Annotated in this window: 9 protein-coding genes; 1 reads left to right on the top strand and 8 read right to left on the bottom strand. The window is 34.0% G+C overall.

What is annotated here, in order from left to right; translation table 11 throughout:
* Positions 1-31: 31 nt before the first annotated feature.
* From ACYSNM_RS00190 to ACYSNM_RS00175, 4 genes are all read right to left on the bottom strand, one after another.
* Entirely contained in the window at positions 32-802 is a 771-nt protein-coding gene (locus ACYSNM_RS00190) for an amidohydrolase (protein WP_461755126.1), read from the bottom strand.
* A 129-nt stretch (positions 803-931) separates the two neighbouring features.
* Positions 932-1,672, bottom strand: coding sequence for a succinate dehydrogenase/fumarate reductase iron-sulfur subunit (locus ACYSNM_RS00185; RefSeq protein WP_461755125.1), 741 nt, complete (start codon positions 1,670-1,672; stop codon positions 932-934).
* Positions 1,673-1,720: 48 nt separating this feature from the next.
* The gene (locus ACYSNM_RS00180) at positions 1,721-3,721 is read right to left on the bottom strand and encodes a fumarate reductase/succinate dehydrogenase flavoprotein subunit (protein WP_461755124.1); all 2,001 of its coding nucleotides are present in this window, start codon (positions 3,719-3,721) and stop codon (positions 1,721-1,723) included.
* Positions 3,722-3,741: 20 nt separating this feature from the next.
* Positions 3,742-4,566: a succinate dehydrogenase cytochrome b subunit gene (locus ACYSNM_RS00175; protein WP_461755123.1), complete on the bottom strand. Its 825-nt coding sequence runs from the start codon at positions 4,564-4,566 to the stop codon at positions 3,742-3,744.
* A 506-nt stretch (positions 4,567-5,072) separates the two neighbouring features.
* On the opposite strand from ACYSNM_RS00175, the gene ACYSNM_RS00170 reads away from it, so the two are divergent.
* Positions 5,073-5,858, top strand: coding sequence for an alpha/beta fold hydrolase (locus ACYSNM_RS00170; RefSeq protein ID WP_461755122.1), 786 nt, complete (start codon positions 5,073-5,075; stop codon positions 5,856-5,858).
* A 79-nt stretch (positions 5,859-5,937) separates the two neighbouring features.
* Here ACYSNM_RS00170 and ACYSNM_RS00165 read toward each other — a convergent pair whose 3' ends face one another.
* From ACYSNM_RS00165 to ACYSNM_RS00150, 4 genes are all read right to left on the bottom strand, one after another.
* Positions 5,938-8,703, bottom strand: coding sequence for a PD-(D/E)XK nuclease family protein (locus ACYSNM_RS00165; RefSeq protein ID WP_461755121.1), 2,766 nt, complete (start codon positions 8,701-8,703; stop codon positions 5,938-5,940).
* 71 nt (positions 8,704-8,774) lie between these two features.
* Positions 8,775-10,166 carry an OmpA family protein gene (locus ACYSNM_RS00160; protein ID WP_461755120.1) on the bottom strand — a complete coding sequence of 464 codons (1,392 nt, stop codon included), beginning with the start codon at positions 10,164-10,166 and terminating at the stop codon, positions 8,775-8,777.
* Between the two features lie 86 nt (positions 10,167-10,252).
* Positions 10,253-11,446, bottom strand: a complete 1,194-nt coding sequence (kbl, locus tag ACYSNM_RS00155; protein WP_461755119.1) for a glycine C-acetyltransferase — start codon at positions 11,444-11,446, stop codon at positions 10,253-10,255.
* Between the two features lie 36 nt (positions 11,447-11,482).
* The gene (locus ACYSNM_RS00150) at positions 11,483-14,644 is read right to left on the bottom strand and encodes a UvrD-helicase domain-containing protein (protein ID WP_461755426.1); all 3,162 of its coding nucleotides are present in this window, start codon (positions 14,642-14,644) and stop codon (positions 11,483-11,485) included.
* Positions 14,645-14,753: the final 109 nt, after the last annotated feature.

Raw genomic sequence — 14,753 nt, 5'->3', positions numbered from 1 at the left:
AAGTCCAACTTTTTGGGGTATTTAATTTTATTTAAAAGTGAAAATCAAAACTATCCGCATCATTTAAAAAACCAAAGCGATTCCTCGCTTTCTGCAACATAGTTAAATCCAAAGTGCAATAGCGAACTTGTTGACCCTCTAGACTTGAAATAAGAGGTTTTCCAATATAATCTATCACCTGACTATGTCCAGTATATACATTGGAGTCTTTATCTAAACCACAGCGATTTACTCCAATAACATATGTCATGTTTTCAATTGCTCTAGCTGGTAACAGACTATCCCAAGCAAAAATTCTTTGATCTGGCCAACTTGCTACATAAATAAGAAGATCATAACTGTTTTGGTTATTACGTGCAAATACAGGGAAGCGCAAATCATAACATACCAAAGGACAAATTCTCCACCCCATATAGTCTACAATGATTCGCTCATTTCCTTTTTGATAAGCATTTTGCTCTCCAGCCAAGGAGAATAGATGGCGTTTATCATAGTATTCTAGCTTTCCACAAGGATGGATAAACACAAGTCTATTATAATATTTATCTTCTTCTTTCACAATTACACTCCCTGTTAGTGCAAAGTTATATTGTTTACACAATACAACTAATTCTTCTAATTGGGGACCATCCATCGTGATATAACACTTAGTGGGATCCATAGTAAAACCAGTTGTAAACATTTCTGGTAAAACCACTAGGTTAGTCCCTTTTTCAATGTGTTTTAATTTATCTGAAAAAAACGCCATATTAGCGTCAATATCTTCCCATACTAACGGTGCTTGTATAACTGCAACTTTCATAAATTCTAAACTTTAATAACTCCGAAATTAACCCAAATCTCTAACAATTCAAATAGGAGATAATTTAAAACAAAAAAGCGGTGAGAAAAACTCCTCACCGCTTAGATATATTATTATAAGTGTGTATGCTTATAAAACAGCTTTTAAATACTCTCTGTTCATACGAGCAATGTTCTCTAAAGAAATTCCTTTAGGACATTCTACTTCACATGCTCCAGTATTTGTACAGTTACCAAAACCTAAGTTATCCATTTCAGCTACCATGTTTAAAACACGGTCAGTAGCCTCCACTTTACCTTGAGGTAATAAAGCGAACTGAGAAACTTTTGCAGATACGAAAAGCATCGCAGAAGAGTTTTTACATGTTGCAACACATGCACCACATCCAATACAAGTTGCCGCATCAAAAGCGCGATCTGCATCATGCTTAGGAATTGGAATTGCGTTAGCATCTTGTGTATTTCCAGAAGTATTCACAGAAACGAAACCTCCAGCGTGTTGAATTTTATCAAAAGCGTTACGGTCAACTACTAAGTCTTTAATAACTGGGAAAGCTTTAGCTCTGAATGGCTCAATGTAGATTGTATCACCATCTTTAAACTTTCTCATGTGTAATTGACATGTAGTAATTCCGCGGTCTGGTCCGTGAGCCTCTCCATTAATGAATAAAGAACACATTCCACAAATTCCCTCACGACAATCGTGATCGAATGCTACAGGCTCATCACCTTTCTCAACTAACTCATTGTTTAAAACATCAAGCATTTCTAAGAAAGACATATCAGGAGAAATGTTATTGATAGAATAATCAACCATTTTTCCTTGTGCTTTAGCGTTACTTTGACGCCATATTTTTAGTGTAAGATTCATTTGTTCGAATTTTTACAAGTAAGAATTGCTTTTAAGCGATTCTCAATATTATTTATAACTACGAGCTACCAATTTAATGTTTTCATATACAAGGTCTTCTTTGTGAAGTACTGCATCACTTGGATTTCCTTTGTATTCCCATGCTGCAACGTAAGCGAAGTTTTCGTCATCACGTTGTGCTTCACCTTCTTCAGTTTGGTGTTCTTCACGGAAGTGTCCTCCACAAGATTCTTCACGGTGTAAAGCATCTTTCGCGAATAACTCTCCTAACTCAAGGTAGTCAGCAACTTTTAAAGCTTTCTCTAACTCTTGGTTAAAGCTATCTTCTGTACCAGAAACTCTTACTTCTTTGTAGAATTGTTCTCTAAGCTCAGCGATCTCCTTCATTGCTTCCGTTAATCCCTTAGCATTTCTAGCCATACCTACTTTATCCCACATAATTTTACCTAATTTCTTGTGGAAGTAGTCAACAGAGTGAATTCCTTTATTGCTCATTAATTGATCAATAGTTGATTTCACTTTAGCTTCAGCTTCAGCAAACTCAGGTAAGTCAGTAGAGATTGCTCCTGTACGAATATCGTTAGATAAGTAATCTCCAATAGTGTAAGGTAATACGAAGTATCCATCAGCTAAACCTTGCATTAAAGCAGATGCTCCTAAACGGTTTGCTCCGTGATCTGAGAAGTTAGCTTCTCCTAAAACGTAACATCCTTCGATAGTCGACATTAAGTTATAATCTACCCATAATCCACCCATTGTGTAGTGAACTGCTGGATAAATCATCATTGGAGTAGTATATGGATCCTCATCTACGATCTTCTCGTACATTTGGAATAAGTTACCATATTTATTCTCAACAACATCTTTACCTAATTTATAAACAACTTTAGGGTCATTCTCATCTAAATGTTGAAGTCTAGCTTGTTCTTTACCGTAACGATCAATAGCAGAAGCGAAGTCTAAGTAAACTGCCTCTCCTGTTGCGTTAACACCATAACCAGCATCACATCTTTCTTTAGCTGCACGAGAAGCAACATCACGAGGTACTAAGTTTCCGAAAGATGGGTATCTTCTTTCTAAGTAGTAATCTCTATCTTCTTCTGCGATTTGAGTAGGTTTAAGTTTACCTTCTCTAATTGCAACTGCATCTTCTATTTTCTTTGGAACCCAAATACGTCCATCGTTACGTAAAGACTCCGACATCAAAGTTAACTTAGATTGGTGGTCTCCAGTTACTGGAATACAAGTTGGGTGAATTTGTGTAAAACAAGGGTTAGCAAAGTAAGCTCCTCTTTTGTGTGCTTTCCATGCTGCAGTTACGTTAGATCCCATTGCGTTTGTAGAAAGGAAGAAAACGTTACCGTATCCACCTGTACAAATTACAACAGCATGAGCAGAGTGACGCTCAATTTCTCCTGTAACTGAATCACGAGCAATAATACCTCTTGCTTTTCCATCAACGATTACAACGTCTAACATTTCATGACGATTGTACATTTTGATTTTCCCACGTCCAATTTGACGGTTCATAGCAGAGTATGCTCCTAATAATAACTGTTGTCCAGTTTGTCCTTTTGCGTAGAAAGTACGAGAAACTTGTACTCCTCCGAAAGAACGGTTATCTAATAATCCACCATATTCACGTGCGAAAGGTACACCTTGAGCAACACATTGGTCGATAATATTTTCAGAAACTTCTGCTAAACGGTAAACGTTAGCTTCACGTGCACGGTAATCTCCACCTTTTACAGTATCATAGAATAATCTATAAACCGAGTCACCATCCCCTTGGTAATTCTTAGAAGCGTTAATTCCCCCTTGTGCAGCAATAGAGTGCGCACGACGAGGTGAATCTTGATAACAAAATGCTTTTACATTATATCCCAACTCTGCTAAAGTAGCAGCAGCTGCACCACCTGCTAATCCTGTTCCAACAACGATAACATCAATGTTACGTTTGTTTGCAGGGTTAACTAATTTAATGTGGTTTTTATAATCAGACCATTTCTTATCGATTGGTCCTTGAGGTATCTTAGAATCTAATTTCATAATCTATTTCTTTAGGACAATTATACAAAGTGAATATACAATGGAATGATTGCGAACAATGCAGGAACTAAATAGCAGAATAAGTATCCTCCTAATTTAATTGCTCCATTAATTTTAGGATTATTTACACCTAAAGATTGGAATGCACTTGCAAATCCGTGTGATAAGTGAAATCCTAATACAATCATTGCAACTACATATAATAAAGTACTAATTAGTCCAGTGCTTGGATCTTTAAAAAACTCAAAAGTAATTTTATGTAAATCTTTATAACCTTCTGCAATCATTAAGTCAGTACCAGCTTGGTAAAAATCAGTACCTTTCACTGTTACAGCACCAGCTTCTACTGCTGTTACTTGGATAGGTTGTCCTGAAACTGTCTTGTAAACCATTACAGGATCTGGTTGTCCTTCGATGTTTACAGCGATAGTTTGTAAAGGCATTTGCGTGAAGTGCATTTTAGCCCAAAAGTTAGTCATGTGAGTAACGATGAAAACTAACAATAAAGTACCTAAAACAGCCATATTGCGAGAAGCCCATGTACTATTCGACGCAGCGTTGTTCTTTGCATATCCAATTGGACGTGCTTTCTTATTTTGAATAGTTAAAACGATACCATCCACTGCGTGAAACAGGATAGAGATATACGTTAAATAAGATAAAATTTTTACTGCTGGATTAGTTGTCATGAATAATGCATACTCGTTGAATACAGATGCATCACCAAAAATCAATTGAAGGTTTCCCACCAAGTGACCAACCAAAAACAAGCATAAAAATAAACCAGTAAGAGCCATCCAGTATTTCTTTGCAATGGATGACTTTAAAAGTGCAGATTTTGCCATAATGTAATTTTAATTGTTTTCTTAAAAAATCTCTCAAAAATACAGCTTATATAGCATGTACACAACTTACAAGCCCCTATTTATACTGAGTTTAAACAAATAATTATCTTAATTATTTAGCCAAAAAACTCATCTATGGAGAGGTTTTTTACAAATAAAAACATTATAGGCTCTAATTGTGTTAAAATATTTTTATTATATCTATATCTGTGTTATTTTTAAAATTAAAACACGATTGAAAATTTTACTATTATTACTTAATTAACAAGGTATTCTCCATAAAAAAGAACAATTCCACCTCTTTTAGTGGGAAATTCTGCCCACCATTACCCCACAACTTAGAAAATCCCACACTCCTATTCTTTAGTGAAATAACAAAACTATTACAATACTTTATAGGATTTCGCAATTGCAATCTTGAGCTAATTGAAAATAGCAGGATAAAGATACATCTGCTTTTTTGTTCAAAAACAACTTACTAAATTTACAGCTTTAAAATACGTAAAATGTCCTTTTCAACTCTACAATCCAATCATGGCACTTTATCATATACTGTACAAGGCCAAGGAAAATGTTTACTTTTTTTACATGGTTTTTTGGAAGACTCATCTATTTGGGAGTATTTTATCCCATATTTTAGTCAGACGCACCAAGTAATCACTGTAGATTTCTTTGGACATGGACGAAGTAGTGTAAATTTAGATGGTCCAAATCCTACTCTAAGTGACATAGCAGATGACTTATTTGATTTACTTGAAAGTTTAGAAATAAATAAAGCAACTCTCATTGGACACTCCATGGGCGGATATTTAGCACTCGAATTCGCAGAACATTACCCTACTTATGTACAGCAATTAATACTTATTAATTCTACTGCTATTATGGATTCTGAACAAAAGAAACAACAAAGAGATAGAGCAATTGCTATTATTAAAAGTAATAAAGACACTTTTATTCAACTAGCCATCACTAACTTATTTACCCTAGAGGCTAAGAAAGAATTAAAACCACAAATCACTCATTTAATTGAACAAGCAAAAAAAATTCCTACTACAGCAATAATTACTGCATTAGAGGCAATGAAACTAAGGACAGACAAGCAAAAACTTATACATACTGCTGCTTTCCCTATCTGCTTCATTCTGGGACAAAAGGATCCTATTATGGATTATAATCTTACAAAACAACAACTAGAAGGAACCAATTGCCAATTAATTAGTTTACCACAAGGTCATATGCTCCATCTAGAAGCTAGACAAGAAATAGAGCAAATTATTTCTTCCTTATTATAAAATATAACACTTGATTTATTGCAATAAAAAAAGCCTTTAAAATTTATTTAAAGGCTTTTTATTTTATTCAAAAACAAAGCTAAGCATTCTCTATAAAATCTTCTTGTGGATTTATAATTTCCAACAGTAGTTCTATTAACTCATCTTTGAAACAATTTAATTTTTCTTGATCTATTAATTGATCAACTTCTTTACCTTCTACAATACCAAAAAACAGGAATCCTTCTCTTCTATTTTTAAAAGAATATATTCCAGCTTCGATGGCCTGATTAGGGTGTTCTAGTTTATTTTGGTACATTAAAGCATAACAAAGAAGTTGAATAATTTTGTCGTTCTTCACCTCTTTTGTTAAACCTTCCCAGGTCTTTAAACGCACATCAGTAGCACTTACTTTCCCTGTCTTATAGTCAATAACTCTAATAACCCCATTCCTACGTTCAATGCGATCTACATATCCAAAGATATTAACACTATAAGGTAAACGAGGATCTTCTATGGTATAAGCTAACTTAGTTTCTAACTCTAATAAAACAATCTCATCTCCTTTCTCTAGAGCAGCTAGCTCTTGATTTAAAAAGTGAAATACATTTCTTTTAGCCACCTCAAAAGCTAGTAAGTTCATTCCCATCTTGTCCTTATCACTATTATAAACGCTTTCGAATTCCTGTTGAACAAATAAATCCGCTTGTTTTTTTAGCTGTAGTATAATCTCTTTATTTAAAATATACCCCTTATAAGGAAGATAAAGTCTTTCCAATGCATTGTGGATAATAGTCCCTAGAGTGTTTAATGCAATACTTTCCTCAACCTCATCTAAAGCACGAATACCTAATACCCTCTGGAAATAGAATTCTATTGGATTCCTTAAGTAATTAGAAAGCGCCGAGGGAGAAAATCCTTTTCCTTGAGAAATTGTCTTTAATTCCTCTTGCAGTAGTGTGCTCTTTGGAATCTCCATAGCTTGATAAGCTTTATCTGGTAAGTCAGCAGAATAAGTAAGGTATTCTACCTTATGATTCTCCATAGTCTCTACCTCTAGTTGGGTTAAGAATCTACTTTTTTCCCCTGCATCCATTCCATCACTTTGAGAATTATAGAGTAAATAGATATTCTTTGCCCTTTGTAAAAGGTGGTAAAAGTGGTAACTATATATAGCATCCTTTTCTTTAAAAGTAGGTAAACCAATTTCCCTTTTTACATCATTAGGTATGAAAGAGTTTTGTGTTTTACCGGCTGGGAACTTACCCTCATTAACCGAGGTAACAATCACTGTGTCAAAATCCAAAACACGACTTTCCAATACTCCCATGACTTGCAAGCCTTCTAAAGGCTCCCCTTCAAAACTTACTTCGCTTAGATCCATTATTTGTTTATATAAAGAATAAAGCGTTTCAATATTATGTACTACAGGGTATTTCTGACAGTAGGAAACCAAACGAATAAGCATTTGGTAGGCAGAATATAAAAAGGTCTTAGTTAACATTTGATTACTATCCTCTTGGACTAAGTTTTCTTTGATCCTCAAGACAATTTTTACAAGTGTCTCCAAGATCTCAACAGAGGACTTATCTCTCCAGCTCTCAAAGACTAATTTACGCATTTCAAACTCAGGATGGTTTAACCAATCTCCAAAACGATCTAAAGTAAAGAAAGTTAAGTTCTTTTGATTAATCTGCTTAACAATGTCCTCGCATTCTAAAGACAAAGTCAAAATTGGATTACTCAACACATCTAGTATTTCCTTATAGTAAACAACATACTGCTTATCGGAACGTCGAATCGCCCCTAAGTGCATTTTGAATATTTTATGTAATAAAATCTGTACTGGATTACTATTACCACTATACCCCATAGTAATATTCAAACTAGAAACTGACTTTGGTAAACCATGCAAAACAGGTAACAGAAGATTCTCTTCCCCTAAAACTACAGCAACCTTATCTAAAGAAGTTGCTTTTTCAAGAAGATTTTCAACTATTTGGCCTGCAATTTTGGCCTGACCAACACTTTTAGGAGTTTGTATTACCTGAATGTTTTTTTCTTTCGAGAACTCATCAACAATCCATTCAAATTCATTCGTCTTGTAGTAATTCCATTTATTTTTAATCCTTCTTAAAAACAATCCAGCATCATGAGAAGTATCATTCAAGAAAGTAAGATCTAAATCCCAAAACACTCTTCCTCTTTTCTCTAATAACACATGCTGAATAATTACTTCTTCTGCAGCATTTAAAGCATTAAATCCTGCGAAATAGAATTGTTTATTATTTGATTTTAAATAAGCATCGTGATTAGCTACTGCCTCTCTGTAGATTAAACCTTGATATCCAATTCTTTTATCTACTAATCGCTTATAGAGATTTTCATAATAAATAGGCATTCTATCCCAAAACTCTAAATACTTAGTAATTAAAGGAGTTCTACTTTCCAAATCTACTGCCCAATGTTTAATATCTTCTATGTTTTTTAGATAGGAAAAAACATAGGAAGGCTTAAGTAAATAACGATCTATTTCATTAAAGTCTTGTAGTAGGGTCTTTGCCCAGTTTGCAAAATGATCGAAATCATCTCTTTGTTGAGTTTCAATTTCGCAATACACTAAGTAGAATTCAAATAAAAGCTCAATAGAATCAATACTTCTAATACCAGAAATATCCTGAATTAGCTCCTCTATACTAATAATTTCAGGAGCAAAAACACTATTCGAATAGTGTTTTTTCAAACATTCTAATAAGAATATTTTAGCCCTTTTATTTGGTAGAACGACTACCAAATCATCCATGTTTAAAGGATAATCTTGTTTTATTTGAGCACTTAAACGTTCTAAAAATGTGACTGTCTTCATAAATTAAAGATATAAAAAAAACGCCTTGATAATTCATCAAGGCGTTTTAATATAATTGTATACGTATAAAATTACTTAACTAATTGTATTTCAACACGTCTATTTAATTCACGTCCAGTTACTGTCTTATTAGAAGCAATTGGGTCTTGTGATCCATAACCTTTAGAAGTTAAACGAGATGCGTCAATTCCTTTTTCGATTAAGTATACTTTTACAGCATTAGCTCTGTTATCAGATAATGGAATGTTGATTTTATCATTTCCTGTACTATCTGTGTACCCAGCAATATGGAATTTGCTTGTAGGGTATTCTTGCATAATTTTTGCAATATTATCTAACACTGCATAAGAAGAATTTTGGAAAGTATATTTACCTGTATTGAAAAGGATTGTTTTTCCATACTCATTTAATTGCTTAACATGTTCTTCTTTAATTTCTGGACATCCATTATTAGAAGCAGGTCCAGCAACATCTGGGCACTCATCTAAATAATCTGGAATTCCATCTCCATCTGTATCTGGCCAAGGACATCCCTTGTTTTCAGCTGGACCAGGAACCTCTGGACACTCGTCTAAATTATCAGGAATTCCATCTCCATCTGTGTCAGGACATCCATTGAATTGAGCTAAGCCTGGTACATCTGGACATTCGTCTAAATGATCTGGAATACCATCTCCATCTCTATCTGGACAACCATTTAAAGAAGCTAGACCAAACTCATCTGGACATTCGTCTAAATGATCTGGAATACCATCTCCATCTCTATCTGGACAACCATTTAAAGAAGCTAGACCAAACTCATCTGGACACTCATCGTATTTATCTAATACTCCATCTCCATCTCTATCTTTTGCACCGAATTGGAAACGTAAACCTGCAAAGTGTTGCATATGTGAAGCAACTCCAACATCAGGAACTCTACTATCATCATATGAATGCTTATAAGTAGACTGAATAGTGAAGGCTACACTTGGAGTAAACCAAAAGTTAAATCCTAAACCTCCATTCACTGTTCCAGCACTTGCTTTCCCAAGGAAAGTATATCCTCCTCCTACTAGTAAGAAAGGGTCAACAACTTTAGAATTTAATAGTTCTTTAAAACTATACTTAATCTCTGCATCAATTCCGTAATACATTAAATCACCAGGATTATATTTTAAATATCCTTGGCTCTCTGGAGCGATGAATTTAGTTATTTTATTTACAGATCCAGTAATTCCTAAAGAAAAACCATCTCCTAAATAACGTGCAACGTTTAAGTAAGAAACAGAAGGTAAGATATTATAATCTGATGTATTGAAATATCCTCCCATACGATGTGAGAATCCTTTTGCTGAACTCACTTTGGTATTTACAGCATTTGCTCCAATACTTACTGACCACGGGTGATCAGCATCTTGCGCCTGTACAGACAAACCTGCACACAGAACAACGGCAGCGATAAATTTGTTGAAATGTTTCATAAATTTTCTATTTTATCGATATTTAAGTCAAAATTAAGATTAATCCCCAACATTTACAAGAAATATGGGGATTAATCTTAATCAAATTAAATAACTTTTAATTCTTTTCCTACTTCAATAAAGGCTGCAATAGCTTTATCTAAGTGCTCTTTAGTATGAGCTGCTGATAGTTGTACTCTAATTCTAGCTTTACCTTGAGGTACCACTGGGAAGAAGAATCCAATTACATATACTCCTTTTTCTAAAAGGCGGTCAGCCATGTCTTGTGACAATTTAGCGTCGTATAACATTACAGGAACGATTGCAGAATCTCCATCGATGATATCAAAACCTGCTTCTTGCATTCCCTTTTTGAAGTAATTAGTATTCCATTCTAAAGTATCACGTAATGTAGTATCCTTTTCTAAAAGCTCAAAAACCTTAATAGAAGCTCCAACAATCATTGGTGCTAAAGAGTTAGAGAATAAGTAAGGTCTTGAACGTTGTCTTAAAAGTTCAATGATTTCTTTCTTACCTGTTGTATATCCTCCCATTGCACCTCCAAGAGCTTTTCCTAAAGTACCTGTGATAATATCAACACGCCCCATTACATTCTTTGCCTCTAATGTTCCTTTTCCAGTAGCACCAATAAAACCAGCAGCATGACACTCATCCACCATTACTAATGCATCGTACTTATCTGCTAAATCACAAATTTTATCTAACGGAGCAACTAGACCATCCATAGAGAATACCCCATCAGTAACGATGATTTTAAAACGATGTCCAGCCTCGTTTGCTTTTATTAACTGCGCCTCTAAATCTGCCATATCATTATTTTCATAACGATAACGTGCTGCTTTACATAAGCGAACTCCATCAATAATAGAAGCGTGGTTTAAACTATCTGAAATAATAGCGTCTTCTGCAGTTAATAATGGTTCGAAAACTCCACCATTTGCATCAAAAGCAGCAGCATATAAAATAGTATCTTCTGTTTGATAAAAATCAGCGATTTTTTGCTCTAATGTTTTGTGAATATCTTGTGTTCCACAAATGAAACGAACAGAAGACATACCAAATCCATGAGAATCTAAAGTATCTTTTGCAGCCTGAATAACTTCAGGATGTGAAGACAAACCTAAATAGTTATTAGCACAAAAGTTAAGTACTTTAGCTCCCGAAGAAACTGTTATTTCTGCATCCTGTGCAGAAGTGATAATTCTTTCTTTTTTAAATAATCCATTATCTTGGATTTCAGCCAACTCTTTTTGAAGATGTTCTTTAATTTTTCCGTACATATACTAAAATTTTAATAGCATTCTATATTGATTACTTTACAAATGTATTATATTTAAATCATCCGTTGTGTATAACAGCACTTTTTTAATCACCTTATAGCCCATCTGCTCTAAAGATTGTCCATAAGACAAAACTTGTTGCACATACTTAGGCTCATGTTTTCCTGTCTTATAATCTAATACCAAACAATCTCCATTTGGTTTAATAACCACTCTATCTGGTATAGTATTTCGAGCCCCTCCTTGAATAATCACCCTCTCATTATAAACTTTATTGTCCTTAGAGAAAAAGTCAACTAATTCAGGGTGCGAAACTATGCGTTCTAAAATATCTCTAAAAGCATCTTCTTGAACACTTTGGATCAACCCTTGCTCAAGAGCTTGCTCCATGGCGTTATCTATATCACTATAATCTCCTATAAAGGACATAATTTTATGAATAAGGTTTCCATACTCAATACTTTTTTGGCTTTCTGAATCCCACATTAAAGCTTCTTTTTGAGCAATTTTAATTGCGCTAAATTCCAAAGACTCTCTAACTGGATGTATCATTTTATTGCTCAGGTCCAAATCATGATCTTTTGGGCTTGATACTTTCTTTGCACAACCAAATTCATAATAAAGTACACTAGGATTATAAAGTCCTTTATGTACTAAGAAATCTAAGAACAATTTGGATAAATTGTTAGAGAAGTCACCTTTTGCCGTAGTATTATGTGAACTAATAACATAAAGTTGTTCTTCTGCTCTAGTAAGGGCTACATAAAGAACATTGATATTATCTAATAAAGTCTGTTGTTCTTTTTCCAGGTAAATTTGCTGTGCTAAAACTCCATATTGCTCTACCTCCTTTTTAGGATCAACTAGGGCCTTAGGGAAATTTATATTAGGATCTTCTTGGTCAAAATCAACCCACAACTTATCTCTATCTGGTCTAGAGTAGTCCTCTTCTGCAAAAGGGAAGATAACAACTGGAAATTCTAACCCCTTTGATTTATGAATGGTCATAATTTGAACTGCATTTTTACCCTCTGGTGTTGGGATACTAAATTTCTGGTAATTCAATATCCAATACTCTAAAAAGTCACTAATACCAAAGTGGTTTTTTAAACTTTTCTCCAACACTAAATCTAGGAAGTACAATACATAGGAGTTAGCCATTTTATCTGGCATAAATGCGTGAATAATCGATTCAACAGCATCATATAAGGACCTACTTCTACAAAAATCGAATATAATTGGAACACCTTTTTCCTTTAACCAAAGTTCAAATTCTACTTCACTTTCCATGTTTAATCCTTCTCGGATAAAATCATGACGTTCTTGTTGGATTCCGTTTTTACAAGCTACATAATATATTAAGCCCGTTTTTGCTTCTAAATCTTTATCATTCTTTAAATAACGTAGAACTTGAATAATCAATTTCACTTCACTAGCATTATTAATTAGCAATGAATCAGAAGAAAGAATATCTATTTCATTTTCTGTAAGATAATTGGCTAAGATTACTCCGTGATTTCTCTTTCGAGTCAAGATTACAATATCTTGTAGTTCAAAACCATTTTCAACTGCTTTTTGAATAGTCTTTAAAGTTGCTTGAGCATATAAAAGATCTTTGTCGATCCCTTGCTCTTTATCCTGTGGACTTACTTTTTCGATAAATTCTAAAGCTACATATCCTCCCTTTTTACTATTTGTATTTTGTGAGCTTTGGTTCTCATATAAATTTTTATAATCCTCCTTATTGAAATACTCTCCTACTTGTTTAAAAAAGTCATTATTAAATTCAATTACCTGTGCATAACTACGATAATTAGTATCTAAATGAACAGTTTGTTTACTTGGGTTAGAGAAAGGATTATCAGTATTACTTAAGGCTATGAATTGTTCTGCTTTACCACCACGCCAGCGATAAATGGATTGTTTAGGATCCCCAACTATCATTAAACTCCCCTTATTCCCAGCGAGATCTTGACCTGCTAATGCATTATCAATTAAAGGAATTAAGTTCTGCCACTGCATTTCCGAGGTATCTTGAAATTCATCAATGAAGAAATGCTGGTATCTTTCCCCTAATCTTTCATAAATAAACGGTGCAGGTTGATCCTGAATTTGTTCATGTATAATAGAGTTAAACTGGGTTATGGATAAAATATTCTTTTCTTCTTGAATCTTATCCATTTCCAAACTAAGGGTATTTAATAAAGATAAAGGAGTCAAGTTTTTTAAAAAAGCTATGTATAACCCTCTTTTTGCATAGTTCTCATATACTGGTTGTAATAATGTAAGAAACATAGGCACGTAAGACTCTATTAAATCCTTATCCTTTGCAGCTTTCTTTATTGCCACATCGTCAAACTCTAAGTAACTTCTTTGAGTAGCTTTTGGATCATCGGTAATAATTGCATCAATATGGTTAAAAAAAGTACCTCTTGAAAAAGAAGCTGGATCCATACCATTATCTAAAATAACAGCCTTAATCTTCTTAGCTTGTTCGATATTAAAGCTAGTCAAATCCTTTATTGTCTTCTTTAAATAATTGCGTACTTCTACAAAATCTTCTAATGTTTTATGCGCAAAAAGTCCTATCTCTTCCCTATGGTTTTCATTTAATAATAAAAAACCTACTTCTTTGAGCTCTCTAGTTATATCCCAACTTTTATCATCATCTGCCTTGTCAATGGAGAAATCAATAAGCAAGTTGGTTAATTGTTGGTCAACTCCCGCTTTGGCAATTACAGCATCTACTGCCTCTTGTAACAGCTCATCGGAATCCAAAGAAACCTCAAAACTCATTGGCAGATCCAAATCAAAAGCGAAGGAACGAATAACCCTATGAGTAAACTTATCAATGGTAGAAATATCAAAGGAAGCATAATTGTGAATAATACTCTTGATAATACGTCCACTTTTACTTCGTATCACTTGCTCTGTCAAATTAGTCTCTTGAATAATTTGATCAAGCATCCCGCGAAACTTAGGATCGACTTCTTTTTTCGAAAAATTATCCAAACATGCCACCACCCTAGTCTTCATCTCAGCAACGGCTTTATTTGTAAAAGTTATTGCCAGAATCTTTCGATACGCATCATCTTGCCTATCTAAAAGTAGTATTTTCAGATACTCCTTAACTAAAGTATGCGTTTTTCCTGCGCCCGCAGAGGCGTTATATATTGAAAATGAAGGAGTTTCAATCATCATAAAGACTTTAAGTGTTAACGCTAATTAACCATTCTACTATTTCATATTAAGCATAAAATGCCTAAATTTGAAATAAAATTAATACTAATCTTTAAATAATACGAAT

This window comes from Myroides sp. LJL116, from assembly GCF_054871685.1.
Note: the sequence above shows the minus strand (reverse complement) of the source record. Positions and strands in the feature narration are given on the sequence as shown.

Coding starts and splice junctions, on each gene's coding strand:
- ACYSNM_RS00190 (WP_461755126.1), bottom strand. CDS start 802: ATGAAAGTTGCAGTTATACAAGCACCGTTAGTATGGGAAGATATTGAC.
- kbl (WP_461755119.1), bottom strand. CDS start 11,446: ATGTACGGAAAAATTAAAGAACATCTTCAAAAAGAGTTGGCTGAAATC.
- ACYSNM_RS00165 (WP_461755121.1), bottom strand. CDS start 8,703: ATGAAGACAGTCACATTTTTAGAACGTTTAAGTGCTCAAATAAAACAA.
- ACYSNM_RS00160 (WP_461755120.1), bottom strand. CDS start 10,166: ATGAAACATTTCAACAAATTTATCGCTGCCGTTGTTCTGTGTGCAGGT.
- ACYSNM_RS00175 (WP_461755123.1), bottom strand. CDS start 4,566: ATGGCAAAATCTGCACTTTTAAAGTCATCCATTGCAAAGAAATACTGG.
- ACYSNM_RS00185 (WP_461755125.1), bottom strand. CDS start 1,672: ATGAATCTTACACTAAAAATATGGCGTCAAAGTAACGCTAAAGCACAA.
- ACYSNM_RS00170 (WP_461755122.1), top strand. CDS start 5,073: ATGTCCTTTTCAACTCTACAATCCAATCATGGCACTTTATCATATACT.
- ACYSNM_RS00150 (WP_461755426.1), bottom strand. CDS start 14,644: ATGATTGAAACTCCTTCATTTTCAATATATAACGCCTCTGCGGGCGCA.
- ACYSNM_RS00180 (WP_461755124.1), bottom strand. CDS start 3,721: ATGAAATTAGATTCTAAGATACCTCAAGGACCAATCGATAAGAAATGG.